This is a genomic window from Embleya sp. NPDC056575 (genome assembly GCF_042793325.1).
GTDB lineage: Bacteria > Actinomycetota > Actinomycetes > Streptomycetales > Streptomycetaceae > Embleya.
In genome coordinates this window covers 29,558-50,942 of sequence record NZ_JBHTVA010000040.1, presented here as the reverse complement: position 1 = coordinate 50,942, position 21,385 = coordinate 29,558, and the positions used below count along the sequence as shown (strand labels likewise).

The following is a 21,385-nucleotide window of genomic DNA, read 5'->3' as shown; positions in this document are numbered from 1 at the left end:
CGCGTATTTCCCGATGCCGAAGTCGGGTGCGATAAACGAACACTGCTATGTTGGAAATTGTTGGATATCCAGGGGTGGGAGGATCGGGGATGCTGGCACGGCAGCGACAAAACACGATCTTGGAGATGATCGCCGATCAGGGATCCGTCCGGGTCGCCACGCTGGTGCGGAAATTCGGCGTCTCGGACATGACGATTCGACGCGACCTCGAGGTGCTGGCCGGGCAGGGGCTGATCGCCAAGGTGCACGGCGGCGCGACCTCGCGGGACGGCAGCTCGACCGAGGAACCGGGGTTCGTGCGCAAGTCCGGACTCCAGGCCGCGGAGAAGGAGGCGATCGCCCGCCGCGCCGCCGCGATGGTCGCGCCCAACAGCGCCATCGCGCTGTCCGCGGGGACGACGACGTGGACACTGGCCCGGCAACTCGTCGACGTCCCGGGACTGACCGTGGTGACCAACTCGATTCCGGTCGCGGACGTCTTCCATCAATCGGGCCGCTCCGACCAGACCGTGGTGATCGTCGGTGGCGTGCGTACACCCTCGGACGCGCTGGTGGGCCCGGTCGCGGTCGCGGCCCTGCGCAGCCTCAACGTCGACATGCTCATGCTGGGTGTACACGGCATCAGCCCGCGCGTCGGGTTCACCACGCCCAACCTCCTGGAGGCGGAGACGAATCACGCCCTCGTACGCGCGGCCCGCCGCCTGGTCGTGGTCGCCGATCACACCAAGTGGGGCCTGATCGGGATCAGTACGATCGCCCAACTCGGCGACGCCGACACGCTGATCACGGACACGGGCGTGCCCCAGGAGGCACGCGAGCAACTGGGCGAGCACATCGAGGACCTCGTCGTGGTCGACCCGGTCGAGCCCGCCACCCCCTGACGGGGCGTCACGCGAGCGCCGCCCTACGCGGGGTCGGTGCGCGGTGGCGGTGCCGGTGGCGCGGCCGGGTCCTGGGCCGGGAGCAGGGCGATGCCCGACCTCAGCCGCACGGCGCCCGGCAGATCCAGGGCGCTTCGGCGGCTGGCGACGACCGCCTCCTGCATCGCCAGCGTGCCGGTGGTCGTACAGGTGCCGCAGCGCAGCGATTCGAGGCGGGCCCGGCGGACGACCGCCAGCATGCCCTCGACGTCGAACGCGACGGTGAGGCGGAGCTCCAGGGTGCCGACCCGGACGCCGTCGACCTTCAGGTCCACGCAGGGACGATGGGTGGATGTGACCCGGTGGGTGGCCAGCGCGACGACCTCCTCGGTGTCCGGTGCGGCCCGGGTACGCCGCGCCGCCGCGACCAGCGCGCCGTGCTTGACCCATCCGGCGGCCACCAGGTCGACGAGATCCATGCTCAGGAAGCCGTCGACCATCGAGGCGACCTCACGCTCGACGGTCCGGCCGGCATCGTCCGTGAGGCCCCGGGCACCGCGGCCGAGCATCGCGGCGACCTCGTGTTCGTGAGCCGCGTCGACGAGCGTTTCCGCGGCGGCTTCACCGTCGCCACCGAACAGCAGTTCGCGTACGGATGCGGGAAGCGGCACGGTGTCGGTCATGGATCCACGTCCTTGATGGTCTGTTCCCCGGGGTCCGAGCGCGGTTCCAGCCGCACCGATCGGCTCGTTCCGCCCGTGTCCGCGACGTCCTGCACCCCGTCGGACACGAGCCCCGATCGCATGACGGCGCGGAAGTGCCGACGTGTCCAGCGTGGTCCGCGCCCCCGGCGGAAGACGCCCACGTAGCCCACGAGGGCCACCACCAGGAAGACGCCGGCCGCCACCGTCCCGATCATCCAGCCCGAACTCGCGCCGGCACCGGTGCCCGGCACCGCGGTCGCCGACGACGAGGTACCGGTCGCGGTCGGCCGGGACGAGCCGGGTCCGACACCCGTCCCGACCCCGAAGGAGGCGGAGGCGTCGCCGCCGCCACATCGCGCCGAAACCTTGTGGACCCCCTTCGACGCGTCCTTCGGCACCACAAGCCGGACGCTGAAGCCGCCCCCCTTCGGGGCCGCCGGCACATCGCGGGCGGCGATCGCGGCACCGTCCCACAGGACGTCGACCCGGGACCCGGGACCACACACCGGGAAGCCCGACCCGGTGACCGTCACCGTCGTACCGGCACCACCCGTCGCGGGGGCCAGGACCAGAGCCGACCGCGATCGGGGATCGGGGGTGGTCGGGGGCGTGGTCCGGCCGGACGGCGGCGCGCTCTTCGACGGCGGCGGCGTCGTCCCCTGAGGACGCGGCACCACGGGGGAGGGGCTATACGGCGGATAGGTAACCGGCGGCGGCGGAGGAGGTGGTGGCGGCGGCGGAGGCGGAGGCGGAGGAGGAGGGGGCGGAGGAGGAGGGGGCGGCGGCGGGTTCGGTGCCACGTGGGCATGCGCGAAACCCGGCGGCGCCACGACCCCGGCCCCGACGCAGAGCAGGGCACCCAACAACCCCGAGACCACGACGACTCGCCTGCTCCGCCCGCTCCCCGCGCGTCGGGTGGGATCCTCGGACTCCTTCACCGCCGATGCCGATCCTTCCGCGTGTCCGCGACGCGAGAGCAGGCTCGCGACTCGATCAGGAGCCGTACGAAAGCGTGTTCCGGCCCGCGACGCACCGGCGCGACTCCGGTCCAGCCAAACATGGGCCCGCACGCCGCGCATCCGGATACGCCGGTATGGCGGAGCGCCGGATCTCCTCGGGTGAGAGGCGGACGCCCGGGCCTCGATATATGCGATGTTCAAATGTCTGACGTTTGTATGTATGCTCTTTCCATGAAGCGCATCAGCACACCGCGGCGGTCCGCGAGCCTGGCCTCGCAACTCGTGGACAGCCTTCGTTCGCACATCGAGGCGGGGGGATGGCCCGTGGGCACCCGCATCCCGCCGGAGCAGGCCCTCATGGAGGAGCTGGGGGTCGGCCGCAGCACGCTGCGGGAGGCGATCGGCGCGCTCGTGCACCTGGGCCTGCTGGAAGCCCGGGTCGGGGACGGCACCTACGTCCGCGCGTCGAGTGAGCTCCAGTCGGTCATGGTGCGGAGAGCGGGTTCCGCGCAGCGGGACAACGTGCTCGAACTGCGCACCGTCCTGGAGGAGTACGCCTCGGGAGCCGCCGCGCTGCGCCGCACCGAGGAGCAACTGCGCCAACTCAGGGAGCTGTTGGCCGACGCCGACGCGGCCTGCGCCGGAGCGGACGCGACCGCGGCCGGCAACGTCGACGCGTTGTTCCATCGGGCCGTCGTCCGGGCGAGCGGAAACGACCTGCTGATCGAGGTGTACGACCATCTCGGTACGGCCCTGACCGCCCACCTCGGCGGCCTGTCCTGGGACGCCGCCGGCGCCGAGAAGCACGCGGGACTGCACCGGCGGCTCGTCGACGCGATCGAGGCCCGGGACGAGAGCGGTGCCCGCGACGCGGCGGCGGCGATCGTCGGGCTCACCCGCGACCACGAGGCCGAGGTGTCCGGGACGGCGGAGGCGCGGTGAACCCGCGGTCGTCGACGGCCCGCCCGCTCACTCCCTCGACATCGCCGACCCCCGACCGGACCCTGCCCGCCGTGTCGATCGGGCTCGTCGTCGCGATCTGCCTCGTGGCGGCGAACCTGCGCACGAGTCTCACCGGCGTCGGCACCCTGCTGCCGGCGATCGAGCACGGCAGTGGCCTGACCGCGAGCTGGGGCGGCCTGCTGAGCACCCTCCCGCTGCTGACCTTCGCCGCGACATCGCCGCTGGTGGCCCGGGCCTCGCACCGATTCGGCAGCGCGCGCCTACTGGTGGCCGCCCTCGCCGCACTGACCGTCGGCACCGCGGTCCGCTCATTGCCCTCGGTGATCTGCCTGTTCGCCGGCACCGTGATCCTGTCCGCGGCCATCGCGTTCGGCAACGTGCTGCTGCCCGCGCTGATCAGGCGCAACGTGCCCGCACACCGCATCCAGGGCGTCAGTGCCCTCTACATCACGGTCATGGGCGTCACGGCCGCGGTCTCCTCCGGGATCTCCGCGCCGCTTTCGCACACCCTGCCGGGTTCCTGGCACACCGCGCTGGCCTGGGGCGTCGCGTTCAGCGTCGCGGCGTTCTTCGTCTGGCTGCCCCGGATGCGGGGGGACAAGCCGCAGACCGATGGTGGCGTGACCCGCAGTCCGGTCCCGTGGCGGTCGCGACTCGCCTGGCAGGTCAGCATGTTCATGGGCCTGCAGTCCCTGGCCTTCTACACCGCCGTCGCGTGGCTGCCCAGCATCTTGATCCACCATGGCACCAGCAGCACCACGGCCGGATGGATGCTCTTCCACTACCAGCTGATGTCACTGGCCTCCGGCAGTCTCCTGCCCCTGTTCACCCGGGGCCGGCGCGACCAACGCCGGACCGCGGCCGGGGGGTCGATCGTGGTGGCCGCCGGCTTCGTGGTGCTGCTGTCCGCCCCCGGGCTGTCCGTCGTCGCGTGCACCCTGCTCGGCCTGGGCGGCGGCGTGTGCCTGGTCCTCGCGCTGACCTTTCAGAGCCAACGTGCCGGCAACGCCGGCGAAGTCGCCGCGCTGGCGGGCATGGCGCAGTCGATCGGCTACCTGGTGGCCGCGTCGGGCCCGCTCCTGCTCGGCATCCTGCACGACGCCACGAACAGTTGGACCCTGCCGCTCGTGGTCCTGATCGTGCTCTGCGTCGCGATGGCGGGTGCCGGGTACGGCGCGGGCCGGGATCGCCAAGTGCGGTACCGCGCTCGTTGACGGAGTGCGCGTGCGCGCCGGACGCGGCGCGCACGCTTGCGGCACGCGGGAGTGATCAGCCTCCTTCGAGTTCCGCGCGCACGGTGGCGGCGATGCGGGTGAGCGCGGCGCCGAGGTGGCGGCGTTGGGCGGTGCTCAGGGGATCGAACACGAGCCGCTTGACCTGTGCGACGTGTTCCGGCGCGCTCGCGACAAGCTTTTGCCCGCCGGTGTCGGTCAGGGTGGCGAGGGTGTACCGGCCGTCACCGGGGTCGGGCCGGCGGACGACCCAGTCGCGCGCCTCGAAGCGGTCCATCGCCTTCGACAGGCGGGGTTGCGTGCTGTCGCAGTCCCGGGCCAGGTCGCTGAGCCGCATCGTGACCTCGTCGGCCATGGACAGCCGGGCGAGCACGCCGTACTCGAAGTTGGAGATGCCCGCGTCTCGTTGCAGTTGCCGATCGAGGGCCGCCGGGAGTGCGATCACGACCGTGAGCAGGGCCTGCCACACGTCCTGCTGATCCTCGTCGAGCCATGGTGACTGGGTGTCCATGGCACTCATCATACTTGCCCGGGAAACTCACATGACTTGCCTGGGCAAGTCGTCATCGACTAGCTTCTGACTTGCCCAGGCAAGTAAAAACACTTGCCGAGGCAAGTGAAGGAGCTGATTCGATGGTCACCGCGAATGGCCTGACCTCCCCCTATCCGTTGCGTCCACCGGCAGCGGCGTACGACGAACTCCTGGCCCGAGTGCTGCCGGAGGCGCGCGGGCAGCGGGTGTGGAGCCCCTCCGACGGGCCGCTGCCCAGCATGTTCGTCAGCCATGGAGCCCCGTTCACCCTCGACGATCCGCAATGGCTCGGCGACCTGTTCGACTGGACCCGGTCGATACCCAAGCCCAGGGCCATCGTCGTCGTCTCGGCGCACTGGGAGCACGCGCCGGCGGCGATATCGGGGGTCGCGGCCGGCACTCCGCTCCACTACGACTTCAGCGGTTTCCACCCCCGGTACAAGACCCTGCCCTACGCGACCCCGGACGCCGCCGACCTGGCCCGGCGGCTCAGGGGTCTGCTGGGGCGCACGACGGTGCACGAGTTCCGCGACCGCGGGCTCGACCACGGGGCCTTCATTCCGCTCATGGCCATGTATCCCGCGGCCGACGTACCGGTCGTGCAGCTCTCGATGCCCGGCCTCGATCCGCGCGCGCTTCTCGAACTCGGGGCGCTTGTGCGGCCGTTGCGTGCGGAGGGCGTGCTGATTCTCGGCTCGGGATTCATGACGCACAGCTTCGCCGTCTTCCACCGCCCGGAACTCGCCGCCGAAACCGCGGCTTTCGACGCCTGGGCGGTCGACGCACTCGCCGCGGGCGACGTGGACGCGCTCGTCGACTACCGCGACAAGGCCCCCGGCGCCGCGGTCGCCCACCCGACGGCCGAGCACTTCGTGCCGTTGCTGCTCACGGTCGGCGCCGCGGCCGATCCGGGGAGTGCCGTGAGTGCGATCGATCGTGTGGTGATGGGCAATTCGACCCGGTCCGTGCAGCTGAACTGACGGGCCCACGGCGCGACGCGTCGCGGCCGCTCCTCTTGCTTCCCCCTGCTCTCCCCCATCGATACCCATCGGAGGAAAGTGTCATGAAGGCAATACGTTTCCACGAGTTCGGCGGCAGTGAAGTCCTGCGCTACGAGGATGTCGAGCACCCGGTCCCGGGCCCCGGGCAGGTGCTGGTGCGGGTCGCGGCAACGTCGTTCAACCCGGTCGACGACCACATCCGCGCGGGTGTATTGGCCGCGATGATCCCGATCAGCCTTCCGTATGTGCCCGGGATCGACCTGGCGGGCACCGTTGCCGAACTCGGCCCGGACGTACGGGGGTTCGCAGTCGGCGACCGGGTCGTGGCGATGTTGCCGCTCGACCGTGCCGGTGGCGCCGCCGAGTTTGCGCTCGTGCCGGCCGAGTCCCTGGCCCCCGCGCCCCGTACGGTGGACCCGGTCGACGGCGCGGCGCTGCCGCTGAGCGGTCTGGCGGCCTGGCAGACGGTGTTCGAGCTCGCCGAGGTGAAGCCGGGGCAGAGCGTACTGGTCAACGGGGCGGGCGGCGCGGTGGGCAGCCTCGTGGTGCAGCTCGCTGTCGACACGGGAGCGACCATCACGGCGGTGGACGCGCCGCGGAACGCGGACCGGCTTCGGGGCTACGGCGCGGAACGGGTCGTCGGTCCCCTCGATTTCGCCGAGGGCCCCGCGGCCGTGGGTGGTCCGTTCCACGTCGTGGTCAACCATGTGCGGGTCTCGCCGGAGGAACTCGCGCGGTTGTCGGACTACGTCGCCGACGGTGGGGTCGCGGCCAGTACGGCCGGGCCGATTCCCGAGGACCCCGCCCGGTCGGTGCGCAGCGCGAGCCTGTGGGTTCGCAGCGACGCCGACCAGCTGGCGGCGCTGGCGGCGAAGGTGGATGCCGGCAGCCTGAGGCTCCACATCGCCTCCCGCCGCATGGTGGCGGACTTGGCCGCGGTGCATGAGGACGCCGGTGCCGGGCGGCTGCCGGGCAAGACGGTTGTGATCGTTCCCTGATCCGGGTCGGTGTGGCCTGACGTGATCCGACGTGACCCGACCCGGACCGACCCGGCCGGTGTGGAGCGGCGTGTCAGCCCAGTTGGGTGTAGCGGGTCAGGGCTGTGCGGAAGGAAGTCGGGTGTACGGCCAGGGGGTCGGTGTAGGGGTTGCGCAGTTGCAGGACGAACAGGACGGCGAAGGCGATGATCGCGCCGACGAAGGCCAGGGCGGTCGTGTGGCGGCGATCCGCCGTCGGGCCGACCAGGGCCGGGAAGACGATCGCGAAGACGCCGGTGACGATCATGGCGACCGGGAGCACGATCGGGGTGATCGAGGACGGGTCGGCGAGCCGGGCGTGGCGTTTGACGTACAGGTCGGCCACCGCCGCCTCGGTGTCGGCGGTCCGCTCGTGCGCCGTGGCGGCGAGGGTGGCGACGCGGGAGGCGATCAGGTCGAGTTGGCGCCATGCGCGCGGGGTGTCGTGCCCGTCGGCCAGTGCCGGCCACTCCTGGTCGATCACCGTGTGGGTGTAGTCGCGCAGTCCGGCGCGCACGGCCTCGCGATCGGAGGGCGGGAGCGCGCCTGCCGCCGCGTAGGTCTTGGTCAGCACCCGGGCCTCCTCGCTCGCGTGTTGGCGGACCGTGGCCTGCAGTTCCCACGCGCCGACGATCTGAAAGCTCGTCAGGAGCACGAAGGAGGACAACACGGCGCCGCCGCAGAAGGACAACAGTTGACCGTCGGTTCCGCTCGACCTCGTCTTCTCGCCGCGGCTCAGGAGGACGAGGGCTCCCGCCGCGACGCCGGCGCCGAGCAGCGCGGCGAGGATCCACAGGATCACGGGCGCACTCCGCGTCGGCTCGGGCCCGGCAGCAGCGCGGCGAGGGCGGCGGGGAGGATCGATACGACGAGGGCCGGGACGAACCCGTCGGCGAAGCCCGAGGGTGCGGCGGTGTCGTCGGGCGGCGCGGCGGCGCGTCGCGAGGGCCGGGACGCGGGCGGCGGTTCGGCGGAGGGCGCCCGGGTGTTCGGCGGCTCCGGGGTGGGGGCCGCGTCGACGGGGGCATGGGCGGGGGCGTTGGCGCCGGCGGGCGTGGCGGCGGGCGGCGCTCCGGTCCGGATCGGTGCGGCCGGGGCCCGCTCGGTCGACGGCGGGCGGGCGCTCGGTGGCCGGGTCGGCCGGGACGAGGGCGGCGGTGTGGCCGGCCGGCTCGGGCATCCGCACCCGGGTCGTACGGTCACCGCGACGTCGTCGCCGATCCGGACCGAGGTCAGCACCCCCGGCTGGTACACGACGTGCACCCGGCCGGCGTGTACCTCCGTGCGCGTCGTGCCGGGCCCGGTCCCGTCGGCTGACCGGTCGTCGGCCGACACGGTCACCGCGACGGCGTCGCCGGCCGATGCCCCGAACGCCGCACCGCTCGCGGCCGGGACCGGCAGACACACGCACACCACCAGCAGACACCGAGCCGCACATCGAGGGTTGCCCATGGCATCAGAGTGACGACGCCACCTCGACACACTACGAAGAACACCATCGAAACCCCACCTTCGAGTGAAATGCCGCGAAAGCGGGCGCGGCCCCGAAAACGAGACCGGACCCGAAGCGGAGGGACCACAGGCGATGAAGCCGACCGAGCACATCGCCGTTGCCACCCGCGACAGGGGCGAAATGAGCCTGCTCATAGGGGACTCGCCATGGGGGTGAGGGGTGGGTCGGGGGTTGGGTGGGCGCGGGGGGCGGGGGATGCTGTCGCCATGCGTGTTGCTCTCATGACGTCGGGTTCCCAGGGTGATGTCGCTCCGTTCACCGGGCTGGGGGCCGGGCTTGTCGCCGCCGGGCACAAGGTGACCCTTGTGACGCACGCGCGGTTCGAGCCGTTGGTCGCGGATACCGGGATGCGGTTCCACGCGTTGCCGATCGATCCGCAGCAGCAGATGCATTCGGAGAGGGGCCGGGCGCTGCATCGCAGTACCACCGGTGCGGGAAAGCTGGTTCGGGTGCTCGCGCTGGCCCGGTCGTTGGCGTGCGAGATCGCCGACGGTCTGGTCGAGGCCGCCCGGGGGCACGACGTGATCGTGGCGTCGGCGTCGTTGGCGCCGGCGGCGTGCACGATCGGCCTGGGGTTGGGCCTGCCGTGCGCGGGGGCCTATCTGCAACCTCTGCACCCCACGCGGGAGTTCGCGCCGGCTTTGGTTTCGGAGCGCTCTTTGGGCGGCGTGGGAAATCGGCTGGCCGCGCATGCCGTCGACCTTGCCTTCGACCGGATCTACACCGACGTGACCCGCGACCTCCGCGAACGCCTGGGGTTGCCCGCGGCCGGTCCGACCACGGCGCGCCGGGCGCGGGAGCGTTCAGGCTGGTCGGTGGTGTACGGGTACAGCCCGATCGTCGTGCCACGGCCCGCGGACTGGCGTCCGGGGTTGGCTCCGGTCGGGTATTGGTGGCCGTACGACGCGCGCGAACTGCCCTCGACCGTCGAGGACTTCCTTCGGGCCGGTCCGCCGCCGGTGTTCGTCGGCCTGGGCAGCGCCACCGTTCCCGATCCCGGACGGGTCAGTGAGCAGGTGGTACGCGCGCTGCGCGCCGCCGGTCTGCGCGGGATCATCCAACGCGGGTGGGCCGACCTCGGCGCCACGGGCGACGACATGCTCACCGTCGACGACCTCCCGCACCACCTGCTGTTCCCCCGCGTGGCCGCGGTCGTCCACCATGCCGGGGCCGGTACCGCCGCCGCCGGGCTGCGCGCGGGTGTGCCGAGCGTACCCGTGCCGATCCAGCTCGACGCCGCCTTCTGGAGCGATCGGCTCGTGCGCCTCGGCGTCGCACCGGGCGCGGTGCCCCTGCGCCGGCTCTCGGCGGACCGGCTTCGAGCGGCCCTCGTCGAGGCCACGGGCCGACCGCGCTACCGCGACCGCGCCGGCGCGATCGCCGCGCGGCTCGCGGTGGAGAACTCCATCGCACCCGTCGAGGCGTTGGTGGACCGGCTCGCGGGCAGCGGCGGGGGCAGTCGTCGCGGTTGACGGCGATCGGTCGTCGTCCCGGGGCCCCCTCCCGACACCACGAGGCGTTTCCACGGGCCCGCCGGGGCCGGGCCGGCCGGCACTGGTTGACTTGGGTCCGTGAGTACCGACGTTTGGCAAGTGGACGATCTCGACCTCGGCGGCTATCTCGGGCGGCTCGCTCTCCCGGCGAGGGCGCCGGGGCGGGAGGCGTTGGACGAGTTGCACGAGGCGCATGTCCGCACCTTCACGTTCGACGACATCGACGTGTTCCTCGGGCAGCCCGGCGGGGTGGATCTGGCGGCCGTGCAGGAGAAGTTCGTGGGCCGGGGGCGGGGCGGCTACTGCTTCGAGCACTCGACGCTCTTCGCGGCCGCGCTGGAACGGCTGGGCTACCACGTGGTCCGCCGGCTCGGGCGGGTCGGCGATCCGGCCGACGGCAGTCTGCAGGGCCGGACCCACATGGCCGTCGAGGTGACCCTGGACGGACAACGGCTGCTGTGCGACCCGGGGTTCGGGATGAGCGTGCTGCGCCCGATGCCGGTGGCGCACGGCGCGCAGGACGACCACCTCGGTTGGCGCTACCGCCTCGACCGCGACGACGAGGTGTGGCGGATGCGCCGTTGGCGCGACGGCGGCTGGCAGATGATGCACTCCGTCGACGAACTGCTCGTGCTGCCCGTCGATGTCGAGATCGCGCACTACTACACGAGCACCCACCCGACGTCGCACTTCAAGCGCACCCTGATGATCACCCGCCACCTGCCCGACCGGCACGTCACCGTCACCCACGCCGCGCTCACGGTGCGCCGAACCGACGCGCCCACCGAGCACCGCCCGCTTCGCGACGGCGAACTCGCCGACTGGCTGCGCGTCCTGGAGGTCCCGCTCACACCGGACGAGGAGCAACGCCTGCTCACCCGCGCCGCCGAGGAGGCCGCGAGCCGGGCGTGAGCCGGCCGGGCGGCGTTCGTCGTCGCGTGGCTTGTCGGTTGGGGCGCGTAGCGTTCGGGGTGTCGGGGGTGGGCCTCGAATTCGCGGAGCCGTGAGGGGAATCCATGTATCGCCAGGGTGACATTCTGCTGCTTCCCGTCGACGAGGGCGCGGTGCCCGTCGGGGTGACCGGGTTGCCGGCCAAGCCGCGCGACGGGCGTGGCCGGATCGTGCTCGCGCTGGGTGAGGTCACCGGACACGCACACGCCGTCGTGGGGGCCGGCACGTTGTTCCTCGACCCGGAGCCGACCACCATCGGCCACCTCAAGCTCGACGCGCCGACCCGGCTCGTGCACGAGGAGCACGCGACGATCTCGCTGCCCAAGGGCTGGTACAAGGTGGTCCGCCAGCGCGAATACATCCCGGGCGCCGTCCGCATCATCGCGGACTGACCCGCCGCCCCGACCGCCGACCCGCCACTTTCCCGGGAGCCTTCCGTGACCGCCGCCCCGACCGTCTTCCCGCCGCTCACGCTCGCGCACCGGGCGAGCCTCGCCGAGTCCGCCGACGGGTGGGCCGAGGTCGCCGCGGCCGCGCGGCCCGCCGATCGGGACGCCGCCGAGCGCGGCATCCGGGCCGCCTACCGGGCGGCGGGGCTGGCCGAACCCGGCAAGATCCTGTGGTACGACTCTCCGCTCGCCGCCGCCGTGGCCGCGACCGTGGTGTCCGGCGCGTTCAAGCCGCAGGAACTCGCCGCGCTGCGGCTGCCCGTGCGCGCGCCCATGGCGTCGCGCGCCGGGGCGAGCGTGCGCGAGCGGATCCGGTCGGCGAGTTGGGAGCGTGCCCGGGCCGACGCGGTCGCGCTGCTCGGCCACGCCGGCTGGGCGCAGGCGTGGGGCGAGATCGCGGAACGCCTGTGGGACCCGACCACGAGCCTGTCCGCGCGCATCCGCGACGGCATCGAGGAGGCCGTGCTGTCCGCGACCGGCACCGACCGCGGCCCGGCCCGGAGGGACACGGTCACCCCGACGGCGCCCGTGGCCCGGGAGGCCCGCGCCGCGACGCTCGACGCGCTCGGTGGCCAGCACGACGCCGCGTGGCTGGCCGCGTTCGACGGCCTGCGGCGGTGCTTCCCGCGACTGGACGACTCCCCGTCGGCGGCGGCGCTGGACGCGGTCGCCGAGGTCGCGCGGTCCGCGGGCTGGTGGTGGCCGTACGAGAACGTCGTCCTGGTCGCCGAACGCCCCACCGTGCTGCACCGCGACGAGTCCGCGCGCCTGCACAACGGCGAGGGCGCCGCGCTGGCCTTCCCCGACGGCTTCGCGCTGCACGCGTGGCGCGGCATGCCCGTGCCGGCCGACTTCGTGACCACCCTCGGGCCGGCCGGCGGCGCGCTGAACGCCCAGCGGATCCGCGACGAGGACAACGCCGAACTCCGCCGCGTGATGCTGGAGATCTACGGCTACGACCGCTACCTCGCCGAGGTCGGCGCCCGCCCGCTGCACCGCGACGAGACCGGCGTGTTGTGGCGCATCGAACTGCCCGGCGACGAGCCGATCGTGATGGTCGAGGTGCTCAACTCCACGCCCGAGCCCGACGGTTCGGTCCGCGTCTACTGGCTGCGCGTCCCGCCGACCACGCGCACCGCCCGCGCCGGCGTCGCCTGGACCTTCGGCCTGACCGAACAGGAATACCGCCCGGCCCGGGAGACCTGAGCCGCCGGCGAGGCGACAGGCGGCGGAATCAACCGGTTTTCGCTCCGGCACCGGTCGGGGGTCGGGCCGGGCCGCCGTCCGGGCGCGGCCCGGTGCCGTACCCCGCCGGAACGCGCTCCAGGATCCCGCCCGCGAAGACGTCGTACAGCGGCAGCGCGTCCATGTGGACGTAGCCGATGTGGCAGTCGCACAGCGGGCGCGGGCACGGGCGGCGCCCCAGGGCCGCGCGGAACGAGCCGTCGTAGAGGTTGCCCAGCACCTCGGGTACGAAGTGGCAACGACGCACCACGCCGTCGCCGTCGACGCTGACCACCGTGTCCCCGGTCCGGCACGCCGCGCCCGCCGAGACGTGGGCGTGCCGGCTGAAGCCGAAGTGCGGGTCGAGGTCGGTCCACGCCGCGGCCTCGGCGTCGGTGTACGTGCGGCCCTCGGCGGCGTTCACCCACAGGTACACCTCGGCCGGCAGGTCGCCGCGCAACCTCCGGGCGGCATCCAGGTGTTCGGGCAGCCCGACGATTCCGACGGCGAAACGCACGCCGCGCGCGCGGAGTTCGCGGCAACGGCCGAGGAAGCGCTCGTAGGGGACCTGGTCCGGGTGATACGTCCCCCACAGCGCCAGCCGCCGCAGGTCCGCCGCCTCGGTCCACGACGGCCGGGCGCCCAGGTTGGTCTGCACGGCGACGCGGTCGACGTTTTGCAGGTGGGACAACTCGGCGAGGGTACGCCGGTACCAGGGCCGGACCAGTGCCTCGCCCCACGGCGTGAACAACACCGAGATCCGCTCCGGGGCCGCCGCGATCCAGCCCGCGAAGCGCGCCAACGCCTCGCGGTCGGCCAGCAGTCGCGCCCGCGAGTCGCGGCGTTTGGCGAACGGGCAGTAGCCGCAGTCGTAGTCGCAGGAGGCGAGCGGTCCGCGATACAGGATCGTCAACGGCCGCGCGGCTTCCCGGGCCGAGGCGAGGGAGAGCGACAGCGGCACGCTCATCGCGCCCGGTACCCGTCCATGAGCGCCGCCGTGGCCGCGGAGAACAGCGCCGGGCCGATGGCGTCGGACCAGCCCAGGCCGTCCTCGGTGAGCACGACGCGATCCGCGTCGACGCTCAACAGGCCGCCGTCGGCGAGGGGTTCCAGCGCCCGGGCGAAGTCCGCGACGGCGTCGGAGGCGTACCGGGCGCGATACTCCGCGACGTCCACGCCGTCGGCTTGGAGCAGCGAGGTCAGCAGGTACCGGCGTCGTTGCTCGGCCGCATCGAGGCGGTAGCCGAACCGGGCCCGGGAGAAGGCGTCCCGGTCCAGGGCCACGTACTCGTCGATGATGCCGCGGACCTCGCCCACGTTCACCGCGTAGTCGAACGAATAGTGCAGCTCGCTCGTGTACGACCGGGCCCCGCAGCCCAGGCCCACCATCCCGTCGCGCTGGCACCGGTACCCGGTGTCCGCGTCGGCCGGGGCACCGGCACGACGGAACATCCGCATCGACACCTGCTCGTAGCCGGCCGCACGCAGGTGGTCGCGGCCCGCACGATAGAGCGCGAGCCGGTCGTCGTCCCAGTCGGCGCGCGAGACGGCCCGTCGGCCCAGGCCCGTGAGCGGGCGCACGTACAGCGGGTACAGGTAGATCTCCTCGGGCCGCCAGGCGAGCGCCGCGTCGAGGGAGACGAGCCAACTGGCGGGCGTCTGGCCGTCGATGCCGTAGATCAGGTCGATGTTCAGCGTCGGGACGGCCGCCTCGCGGATCGCGGTGAGCGCCGCCTCGACCTCGGCGCGCTTCTGCGGTCGCCCGGCGGCCCTCGCCTCCGCGTCGAGGAACGACTGCACGCCGATGCTCACCCGGGTCGTGCCGTGCGCGGCCAGGACCGCGAGCCGGTCGGGCGTCGCGGTCGCCGGCGAGGTCTCCACGGACAGCGGCATGGATCCGAACTCGGCGCCCATCACCTCGGCGGCGATGCGGAACATCCGGGTCAGCTCGGCGGCTTCCAGATAGGTCGGCGTGCCGCCCCCGATCGCCCCGACCGCGAACCGCGCGTCGGGCACGGCATCGCGTACCGCGTGCGCCTGCCGCTCCAGCGCGTCCAGGTAGCGCGCCACCAACTCCTGCGGCGCGCCGGTGCGGGTGAACAGGTTGCAGAACCCGCAGCGCATCTCGCAGAACGGTATGTGCAGGTACAGGAACAGCGCGGACAGATCCTGCCCCGCCCACACCTCGCGCAACGCGGGCGCGGGTTCGAGCGGCCGGTAGGCGGTCTTGTGCGGGTACGAGTAGACGTATCCGGTGTACGGGGACCCGATGGCCACGGACGGGGCCTCGGCGGCGGTCGGGGCCATGGACGGGTACCTCCGGACGTGCGACGGGTGGTGCGGCGAACCCCGCGAGCCTAGGCGGCGGGCCCGACACGGCGGGCACCCGGGCCCGACACGGCGGGCACCCGGGCCCGACACGGCGGGCACCCGGGCCCGACACGGCGGGCACCCGGGCCCGACACCGCCGCCGGCCGGGCCCGTTCCGTCCGCCCGCGCCCGCGCTCACCACTGGCCGGGGGCGAGGGTGAAGTGGGCGTACGGGACCGTCCACACCACCTCGTGGCCGAGTCGATGGCCGGTGTAGCCGTCCTCGCCGTAGGCCGTGCCGTGGTCGGACGTGACGATCGCGAAGCACGGACGGCGGCCGCTCATCGCCCGGAACAGCCGGCCGATGTGCCGGTCCACGTACTCCAGCGCCGCGGCGTGCGTCTCCCGGGTGTCGCCGTCGGCCGGGTCGGCGCCCGCCAGGTGGAACCAGTTCGGCTGGTGCAGCGCCGAGACGTTGACCAGCAGGAACAACCTCCGGTCGGGCTCCAGCGCACCCACCACCCGCTCGGCGCACGCGACCTGGGCCTCGAACGAGGTCGGTGAGGCGACGCCGAGTTCCGGATCCCAGTGGCTCTCCGCGAACATGCCGGGCAACACCGAGCCGAGCGCGCCCCGCTTGTCGAAGAACCCGACGCCGCCGATACAGGCCGTGTGGTAGCCCGCCGCGGCCAGCGCGGTCGGCAGGTCCGCGTCGTCGAAGACCCATGTGTGCGGCGCGGTCGACTCGCTCCCGCCGAACCGGGCGGCGAACAACCGCGGATGCGGACCCCGGCCCACCGGCGTCGGCAGGAAGCCGGCGAGGAAGGCGGTGTGCGCGGCGAACGTGAAGCTCCCCGGCGTGTGCCGGCGCTCCCACCGGCCGTCCGGGAGCACCCGCGCCAGGTTGGGCAGGCGCCCCGCCGCGACGAGTTCGGCGGCGACGTCGTAGCGCAGCGTGTCCAGGGTCACCATCAGCAGGTCGTGCCGGCCGACGACGGCGTTCATGTCCACAGGCGCGGACCGGCCGACGCGATCCCCGGGTTCGGGCGATGGTGGTGTCGTCATCTCGGGCACGGAACTCGATCCTCGTCTCGTGGCGCCACCCCGGTGGTTCCGGCCGGCCGCCAACCCGCCATCAGGGCGTGGACCTGTTCCCCCCACGTGTCCCGACCCTGACGCAGCACACCCGGCAGCAGGTCCCCGAACGCGTTGACCTCACCCACGGCGTGCCGGCGCCGGTCCACCGCGAACAGCAGGTCGACGCCGACGTGCAGCGTACGGGGGAAACACCCGGCCGCCCGGACGCAGGTCGCCATCGCCCGCGCCCACGCCTCCTCCCCGACCGCGCCGCGCACCGCCGCGACGTCGCCGCGCGCGTTGCCCAGGTGCAGGTTCGTCATCGGCGACCGGCTCGACCGGGCGACGACGTGCGTGGCCCGTCCCGCGACGACCAGGACGCGCAGGTCGGTCGCACGCCCGTCCAGGGTCAGCTTCGGCAACCACGCCTCGACGTGCAGGCCGCCCGCGTCGCAGTCCGCGCCGAGCGCGTCCACGAGCGCCGCGATATCGGCCTCGTCCCGATATCTGCTGATCCGCAGCGAGTTGTACAGGGCGACGCCGCCCGCGTCGTGCACGAGTTCGACGGACGTCGTCGCCTGGACGCGCGTCGTCCCGTGCGTCTCCAGGGCCACCACACCGGACGCCGACGACCCGTGCGGCGGCTTGACGAACACCCGAGGGCAGCGCGCGTCGGCCATCCGCCGCCGCAGATCGGCGTACGAGCGCACCGGCGCCGCCCCGGGCCCGGTCAGCGCGGGCGGCAGCGCGACGCCGCCCGCCTCCAACAAGGCGTGCGCCCGGCGCTTGTCGAACATCACCGCGATCTCCCCGGCGTCGTTCACCGACCACGCTCCGGGGGAGGCCGCCACGGCCGCCTCGATCCGCCCGAGCGCGGCGACGAACGCGGCGTGCCGGGCGCTGCCGCCCTCGACCCGGAACGGGTCGGCGGGCGCGCCGCTCAGCAGCGTGTGCACGTCCGCGTCCTCGCCCGGCGAGTCGATCCGCACCGGCCCGGCGGGGAAGGCGAGCGGCTCCCCGGTGAGGACATCGCGCCAGGCGACCAGTCGCGGCTCGGGAAGCCCCGCGGCCTCGGCCGCCGCGGCGAACCCGACCACCCGGCGGTGGCCGGGATTGCCCACGACGGTGACGGCGGGACGTTCGCTCACGCCGCCACTCCCGCGCGGCGGGTCACTCGGAGACCTCGACGTAGCGGCCCGAGCCCCAGTCCCGCAGCTCCTCGGCGCGACTGATGTCGACGGTGACCCCGTGTGGGCGAAGCGTCTCGCGCAGGCGCTCGGCCATCGTGTCGGACACGAAGTGGTGGTTGATACGCAGCGTCTTCAGGTGGGTGAGCGGCTGGCCGGCGAGCAGCGCCTCGACGCCCTCGTCGCCCAGGGTCCCCATCGACAGGTCGAGGGATTCCAGACGGGCGGTCAGCGGCGCGGCGGCCACGGCCGCGGCCACCGCGTCCTGGATCTCACTGTTCATCAGGCCGAGCCGGCGCAGCGCCGGGACGCGTACGCCGGACAACAACTCCGCGAGGTCGTCGACGGTCGCGGTGCCGTCGTACTGGCTGACGCCCAGCCAGAGCTCCAGGTCCTCCAGCGCGGGGAGGTCGCAGAGGCCGATGGCGCCGACGAGGCGTGCGGACAGGCCGCCGCTCTCGAACCGCAGGGCACGCAGCGCGTCGTGCCGCAGCGGCTCCAGCGCCGGCGCGACATCCGGGTTGCCGTCGAAGGCGCCGCCCCGCACGACGAGTTCTTCGAGCCGCGGGTACGCGTGCAGCACCGGGGTGAGGGTGCCGATGTTCATCCACGAGATCTCGGACTCCTCCTGGACGACGTCGCCGAGGAACAGGTGACGCAGATTCGGGAACCGGTCCGCGTGCTCCACCAGGAGTTCGAGCGCGGGACTCTCGGCGGACAGGTCGTCGGTCCAGCACCCACACAGCAGCGCGGTGACCCGGGTGGTGTCCACGGTGTCGAGGAGGTACCGGAAGTCCTTCTCGAATTCGGCGTCCTCGTGTTCCCACGGGTCCACCCGGATCCGCCAGGCGACGGCGTCCGGCGGGTCGCCCGGCGTGGTCGACGTCGCGGTGGAGTCGAGGGGCCGGAGGTCGGCGACGGGGAGGCCGCCGAAGTGTGCGGTGAACTCGTAGAGTGACATGTGCTGTTCCTGGCTTCCGGGCGGGTTCGAACGGCCGGGCGGTGGGGTGCCTTCGGCCGGAGGGCGGTGTGCGGGTCGCTCACTCGGCGACGGCGATGTAGCGCCAGGCCTCCTCGCCGTCGTCGTCGGGCTGCTGCGGGTCGCCGAGGTCGAGCCTGAGGCCGGGTGTCGCGAGGGCCGCGGTGAGTCGCTCCCGCATGGCGGGGGTGATGAAATGGTGACTGAGATCCAGCACCCGCAGGTGTCCGAGGGGCTGGCCGAGGAGCAGCGCCTCGGCGCCCTCGTCGCCCAACGCGCCCATGGACAGGACCAGTTCGGTCAGCCGCCCGAGGACGGGGGACGCCGAGACCGCCGCCGCGACCTCGTCCTGGATCTCGCTGTTCATCAGGCCCAGCCGGGTGAGCGCGGGCAGGCCGCCGGCGCGCAGGATGCCCTCGATGTCGCGGACGGTCGCGTCGCCGCCGTACTCGTCGGTGCCCAACCACAGTTCCAGCGTGCGCAGCGCCGGGAAGGTGCTCGCGCCGACCGCGCGCACCACGCGCGCGGGGAGCCCGCCGGTGCGGAACTCCAGGTGCAGCAGGCTCTCGTGCCGCACGGGCTCCAGCACGAGGTCCTGGCCGCCCTGGACGATCAGCGTCTCCAGCCGGGGAAACGCCTCGAACAGCGGCGTGATGTCCGACTGGAGGATCCACGAGATCTCGTTCTCCTCCTGCGCGATGTCGCCGAAGTAGAGGTGGCGCAGCGCGGGCAGCCGGTCGGCGGCGTCGACGAGCGAGCGCACCGCCTCCTTCGAGTCCTCGCCCGGCTCCCACATGCCGACCAGCAGGGCGGTGACCCGCGTGGTGTCGACGGTGTCGAGGAAACGCGCGACGTGCTCGGTGAACTTCTCCGTGCTCCGATACCCCTCGATCCGCAGCCGCCACGCCGCGTCCGCCGCCGCGGGCAGCGGCCTCGCGTTCCTCGCCGCCGCGTTCTCGGCCCGCGTGGCCTTGCGGTTCGCCGACGGGGCGAGTTCGGCTATGGGCAGTCCGGCGAACCGCTCGTCGCCGTCGTAGTTCGACATGGGCCATGCCTACCAGAGCCCGGTGACCACGGGGCGGGGGGCCTACCAGTCGAGTCGGCCGCCGAGGCGCAATCGCAGCCACAACACCAGGCGTTCGTCCGGGTCGGCGAGATCGAATCCGAAGATCTCCGTGGCCCGGGACAGCCGGTAGCGGATGGTGTTCGGGTGTACGGACAGCAGCTGCGAGGCGGCCGCGACATCGCCGTCGGCGTCCAGGTAGGCGAGGATGGTCGACGCGTAGGTGGTGCCGTGTTCGAGGTCGTGGGCGCGGATCGCCGGTCCGAGTCTGCGGGGGACCACCTCGTGGGTGGCCAACATCCCGGCCAGCGCGGACAGTGTCGCGCCGGCCCACATCTCGTCGATCGAGGCCACCTGGCACGGCTGCGGCTCACCCGGCCGCTCGGACAGCGCCCGCAGCACCAGATCCGCGTCCGCGCGCGAACTCTCGATCGAGCGCAACTCCTGGACGAGCGCGCCGAGTCCGGCCCGGACCGGCACCCGCAGCGCGCTGTGTGCCCGCCGCGCGATGTAGGCGACGAGTTCGCGGTGCGCGTTCGGCGACGGTTCGCTCGGGAGCAGCGCGTACACCGTTCCGTCGATCAACGCGCAGCCGTGCCGGCCGTAGCGCGCCTCGCAGTGCAGGCTGACCAGGTCCGCGAGTCGGGTGGCCGCGTGTGCGGTGAGCGCGTCCTCGGCGTCGACCGAGGCGACGGCGAACGCGGCCATGGCGACGGGCAGGTTCGGGTCCAGACCGAGTTGTGGGGCCACCGCCGTGACACTGCTCGGGTCGGCGAGCAGTCGCCGCAGCAGGTCGGCGTACCTGCGCCGGACGGCGGATTCGGTGGTGCGGGCCGCGAGCAGGTGCAGCGCGACGTTGTCCGCCACATCGGACAGGGCCTGTTCGGCGGCGGAGTCCAGGTGTTCGCCGGCGTCGACGACCCAGATCGACCCCAACACCTCGCTGCCCACGCGCACGGCGACGCCGAGCCGGGGAAGTCCTCCGGGGACGGCGGGGAATCGGCAGGTGCGCCCGAGCCGGGTGAGCACCCGGTACTGCTCGTCGTAGGCCGGGCCGTCGGGCACCTGGAGGCCGAGGATGCCCTGCCGGCGGCCCTCGTCGACGGCCTGGCCGGGCAGGGTCGAGTAGGCGAGGATGCGCCGGTGCGGATCCTCGATCACGGTGGCTCCGCCGACCATGCCGGCGATCGCGTTGGCCAGCGCGAACAGGTCGCCGAAGGCGGGGGCGCCGGCGGCCTGTCCGAAGCGCACGGTGGGGGTCAGGGCCGAGGAGATCATGGCGTCCAGGTGGTGCCAGGCCACCGCCTCGTTGGCGGCCAGGAGCACGATGTCGGCCTGCCGGGCGGCCTCCACCAACGCGGTGACCGGCTCGCCGAAGCTCTTCACCACCACGCACGTGTACCCGGCCTGTGCGGCCGAGCCGATCAGGTCCATCGCCCGCGCCTCGTCCATCCCCACGCCGACGGCGAGCAGGATCGCGTCGGTGACCGGGGGGAGGGGGAGCGGGGCGCGTCGTTCGAGGATGAGTACGCCCGAGACCGGCACCGGCTTTTCCGGCGGTTCGGTCAACGGCCGCAACAGTGACGAGCCCAATACCTCCAGGACCTGTCCGAGATCGGGAACCCCGGTACCGAGCATTCTCACCTCTTTGGCCGGACCCACAAAGCATTCGGGGAATCTCTGGACCGGCGTCACATGCCCCCGGCCGATCCGGGCGCCACGCTTTCCGCATGCACAATTCGGCAGGCGTGCGGCGGGCACTTCCGGTGACCGTACCTGCTGTGACCCCATGGAGCGCAACCGACCGCGGCCGGCCGTGACGAGCCGAATGCCGCGGGTGACCGTCGACTGTTTGTCCGCTCGCCGATATCG

21 protein-coding genes are annotated in these 21,385 nt (G+C 72.9%); 9 read left to right on the top strand and 12 right to left on the bottom strand.

What is annotated here, in order from left to right; all coding sequences use genetic code 11:
* Positions 1-125 precede the first annotated feature (125 nt).
* Positions 126-881 carry a DeoR/GlpR family DNA-binding transcription regulator gene (locus ACFRCG_RS28875; protein ID WP_380036753.1) on the top strand — a complete coding sequence of 252 codons (756 nt, stop codon included), beginning with the start codon at positions 126-128 and terminating at the stop codon, positions 879-881.
* A gap of 23 nt (positions 882-904) precedes the next feature.
* Here ACFRCG_RS28875 and ACFRCG_RS28870 read toward each other — a convergent pair whose 3' ends face one another.
* Positions 905-1,543 carry a hypothetical protein gene (locus ACFRCG_RS28870; RefSeq protein ID WP_380036751.1) on the bottom strand — a complete coding sequence of 213 codons (639 nt, stop codon included), beginning with the start codon at positions 1,541-1,543 and terminating at the stop codon, positions 905-907.
* Positions 1,540-2,097: a hypothetical protein gene (locus ACFRCG_RS28865; RefSeq protein ID WP_380036749.1), complete on the bottom strand. Its 558-nt coding sequence runs from the start codon at positions 2,095-2,097 to the stop codon at positions 1,540-1,542. The genes ACFRCG_RS28870 and ACFRCG_RS28865 overlap by 4 nt, the downstream gene beginning before the upstream one ends.
* A gap of 657 nt (positions 2,098-2,754) precedes the next feature.
* On the opposite strand from ACFRCG_RS28865, the gene ACFRCG_RS28860 reads away from it, so the two are divergent.
* Together ACFRCG_RS28860 and ACFRCG_RS28855 are read left to right on the top strand one after the other, a co-directional pair.
* Positions 2,755-3,465, top strand: coding sequence for a FadR/GntR family transcriptional regulator (locus ACFRCG_RS28860; protein WP_380036747.1), 711 nt, complete (start codon positions 2,755-2,757; stop codon positions 3,463-3,465).
* Between the two features lie 71 nt (positions 3,466-3,536).
* Positions 3,537-4,700 (top strand): CynX/NimT family MFS transporter, encoded by a 1,164-nt coding sequence (locus tag ACFRCG_RS28855; RefSeq protein ID WP_380036745.1) that lies wholly within the window; start codon positions 3,537-3,539, stop codon positions 4,698-4,700.
* A 55-nt stretch (positions 4,701-4,755) separates the two neighbouring features.
* On the opposite strand, the gene ACFRCG_RS28850 is transcribed toward ACFRCG_RS28855, so the two are convergent.
* On the bottom strand, positions 4,756-5,229 hold the full coding sequence (locus ACFRCG_RS28850) for a MarR family winged helix-turn-helix transcriptional regulator (protein ID WP_380036743.1): 474 nt from the start codon (positions 5,227-5,229) through the stop codon (positions 4,756-4,758).
* A 122-nt stretch (positions 5,230-5,351) separates the two neighbouring features.
* Between ACFRCG_RS28850 and ACFRCG_RS28845 the strand changes: the two genes are divergently transcribed.
* Both ACFRCG_RS28845 and ACFRCG_RS28840 read left to right on the top strand, forming a co-directional pair.
* A complete protein-coding gene (locus ACFRCG_RS28845) occupies positions 5,352-6,230 on the top strand; it encodes a DODA-type extradiol aromatic ring-opening family dioxygenase (RefSeq protein WP_380036741.1) in 879 nt (292 codons plus the stop codon).
* 83 nt (positions 6,231-6,313) lie between these two features.
* A complete protein-coding gene (locus ACFRCG_RS28840; protein WP_380036739.1) occupies positions 6,314-7,249 on the top strand; it encodes an NADP-dependent oxidoreductase in 936 nt (311 codons plus the stop codon).
* 73 nt (positions 7,250-7,322) lie between these two features.
* Here the strand turns inward: ACFRCG_RS28840 and ACFRCG_RS28835 are convergent, their stop codons facing one another.
* Positions 7,323-8,069 carry a hypothetical protein gene (locus ACFRCG_RS28835; protein ID WP_380036737.1) on the bottom strand — a complete coding sequence of 249 codons (747 nt, stop codon included), beginning with the start codon at positions 8,067-8,069 and terminating at the stop codon, positions 7,323-7,325.
* Positions 8,066-8,719: a hypothetical protein gene (locus ACFRCG_RS28830; RefSeq protein WP_380036735.1), complete on the bottom strand. Its 654-nt coding sequence runs from the start codon at positions 8,717-8,719 to the stop codon at positions 8,066-8,068. Before ACFRCG_RS28830 ends, ACFRCG_RS28835 begins: the two co-directional genes overlap by 4 nt.
* Positions 8,720-8,986: 267 nt before the next feature.
* On the opposite strand from ACFRCG_RS28830, the gene ACFRCG_RS28825 reads away from it, so the two are divergent.
* The 4 genes from ACFRCG_RS28825 (at position 8,987) to ACFRCG_RS28810 (ending at position 12,879) form a co-directional block, all read left to right on the top strand.
* Positions 8,987-10,252, top strand: a complete 1,266-nt coding sequence (locus ACFRCG_RS28825; protein WP_380036733.1) for a glycosyltransferase — start codon at positions 8,987-8,989, stop codon at positions 10,250-10,252.
* Positions 10,253-10,351: 99 nt separating this feature from the next.
* A complete protein-coding gene (locus ACFRCG_RS28820; protein ID WP_380036731.1) occupies positions 10,352-11,185 on the top strand; it encodes an arylamine N-acetyltransferase in 834 nt (277 codons plus the stop codon).
* 104 nt (positions 11,186-11,289) lie between these two features.
* Positions 11,290-11,616, top strand: a complete 327-nt coding sequence (locus ACFRCG_RS28815; protein WP_126637880.1) for a hypothetical protein — start codon at positions 11,290-11,292, stop codon at positions 11,614-11,616.
* Positions 11,617-11,661: 45 nt separating this feature from the next.
* Complete coding sequence (locus ACFRCG_RS28810; RefSeq protein ID WP_380036729.1) at positions 11,662-12,879, top strand: DUF6745 domain-containing protein; 1,218 nt, start codon at positions 11,662-11,664, stop codon at positions 12,877-12,879.
* A gap of 28 nt (positions 12,880-12,907) precedes the next feature.
* On the opposite strand, the gene ACFRCG_RS28805 is transcribed toward ACFRCG_RS28810, so the two are convergent.
* The 7 genes from ACFRCG_RS28805 to ACFRCG_RS28775 form a co-directional block, all read right to left on the bottom strand.
* Positions 12,908-13,864 (bottom strand): STM4011 family radical SAM protein, encoded by a 957-nt coding sequence (locus ACFRCG_RS28805; protein ID WP_380036727.1) that lies wholly within the window; start codon positions 13,862-13,864, stop codon positions 12,908-12,910.
* The gene (locus ACFRCG_RS28800; RefSeq protein WP_380036725.1) at positions 13,861-15,204 is read right to left on the bottom strand and encodes an STM4012 family radical SAM protein; all 1,344 of its coding nucleotides are present in this window, start codon (positions 15,202-15,204) and stop codon (positions 13,861-13,863) included. Before ACFRCG_RS28800 ends, ACFRCG_RS28805 begins: the two co-directional genes overlap by 4 nt.
* 198 nt (positions 15,205-15,402) lie before the next feature.
* The gene (locus tag ACFRCG_RS28795) at positions 15,403-16,212 is read right to left on the bottom strand and encodes an STM4013/SEN3800 family hydrolase (protein WP_380036723.1); all 810 of its coding nucleotides are present in this window, start codon (positions 16,210-16,212) and stop codon (positions 15,403-15,405) included.
* Positions 16,213-16,268: 56 nt separating this feature from the next.
* Positions 16,269-17,432 carry an STM4014 family protein gene (locus ACFRCG_RS28790; protein WP_380036721.1) on the bottom strand — a complete coding sequence of 388 codons (1,164 nt, stop codon included), beginning with the start codon at positions 17,430-17,432 and terminating at the stop codon, positions 16,269-16,271.
* Between the two features lie 22 nt (positions 17,433-17,454).
* Positions 17,455-18,432 (bottom strand): STM4015 family protein, encoded by a 978-nt coding sequence (locus ACFRCG_RS28785; protein ID WP_380036719.1) that lies wholly within the window; start codon positions 18,430-18,432, stop codon positions 17,455-17,457.
* 79 nt (positions 18,433-18,511) lie between these two features.
* Positions 18,512-19,495 carry an STM4015 family protein gene (locus ACFRCG_RS28780; RefSeq protein ID WP_380036717.1) on the bottom strand — a complete coding sequence of 328 codons (984 nt, stop codon included), beginning with the start codon at positions 19,493-19,495 and terminating at the stop codon, positions 18,512-18,514.
* Between the two features lie 42 nt (positions 19,496-19,537).
* Positions 19,538-21,151, bottom strand: a complete 1,614-nt coding sequence (locus ACFRCG_RS28775; RefSeq protein ID WP_380036715.1) for a PucR family transcriptional regulator — start codon at positions 21,149-21,151, stop codon at positions 19,538-19,540.
* Positions 21,152-21,385: the final 234 nt, after the last annotated feature.

Coding starts and splice junctions, on each gene's coding strand:
- ACFRCG_RS28875 (WP_380036753.1), top strand. CDS start 126: ATGATCGCCGATCAGGGATCCGTCCGGGTCGCCACGCTGGTGCGGAAA.
- ACFRCG_RS28870 (WP_380036751.1), bottom strand. CDS start 1,543: ATGACCGACACCGTGCCGCTTCCCGCATCCGTACGCGAACTGCTGTTC.
- ACFRCG_RS28860 (WP_380036747.1), top strand. CDS start 2,755: ATGAAGCGCATCAGCACACCGCGGCGGTCCGCGAGCCTGGCCTCGCAA.
- ACFRCG_RS28850 (WP_380036743.1), bottom strand. CDS start 5,229: ATGGACACCCAGTCACCATGGCTCGACGAGGATCAGCAGGACGTGTGG.
- ACFRCG_RS28845 (WP_380036741.1), top strand. CDS start 5,352: ATGGTCACCGCGAATGGCCTGACCTCCCCCTATCCGTTGCGTCCACCG.
- ACFRCG_RS28840 (WP_380036739.1), top strand. CDS start 6,314: ATGAAGGCAATACGTTTCCACGAGTTCGGCGGCAGTGAAGTCCTGCGC.
- ACFRCG_RS28830 (WP_380036735.1), bottom strand. CDS start 8,719: ATGGGCAACCCTCGATGTGCGGCTCGGTGTCTGCTGGTGGTGTGCGTG.
- ACFRCG_RS28825 (WP_380036733.1), top strand. CDS start 8,987: ATGCGTGTTGCTCTCATGACGTCGGGTTCCCAGGGTGATGTCGCTCCG.
- ACFRCG_RS28815 (WP_126637880.1), top strand. CDS start 11,290: ATGTATCGCCAGGGTGACATTCTGCTGCTTCCCGTCGACGAGGGCGCG.
- ACFRCG_RS28805 (WP_380036727.1), bottom strand. CDS start 13,864: ATGAGCGTGCCGCTGTCGCTCTCCCTCGCCTCGGCCCGGGAAGCCGCG.
- ACFRCG_RS28800 (WP_380036725.1), bottom strand. CDS start 15,204: ATGGCCCCGACCGCCGCCGAGGCCCCGTCCGTGGCCATCGGGTCCCCG.
- ACFRCG_RS28795 (WP_380036723.1), bottom strand. CDS start 16,212: ATGAACGCCGTCGTCGGCCGGCACGACCTGCTGATGGTGACCCTGGAC.
- ACFRCG_RS28785 (WP_380036719.1), bottom strand. CDS start 18,432: ATGTCACTCTACGAGTTCACCGCACACTTCGGCGGCCTCCCCGTCGCC.
- ACFRCG_RS28780 (WP_380036717.1), bottom strand. CDS start 19,495: ATGTCGAACTACGACGGCGACGAGCGGTTCGCCGGACTGCCCATAGCC.
- ACFRCG_RS28775 (WP_380036715.1), bottom strand. CDS start 21,151: ATGCTCGGTACCGGGGTTCCCGATCTCGGACAGGTCCTGGAGGTATTG.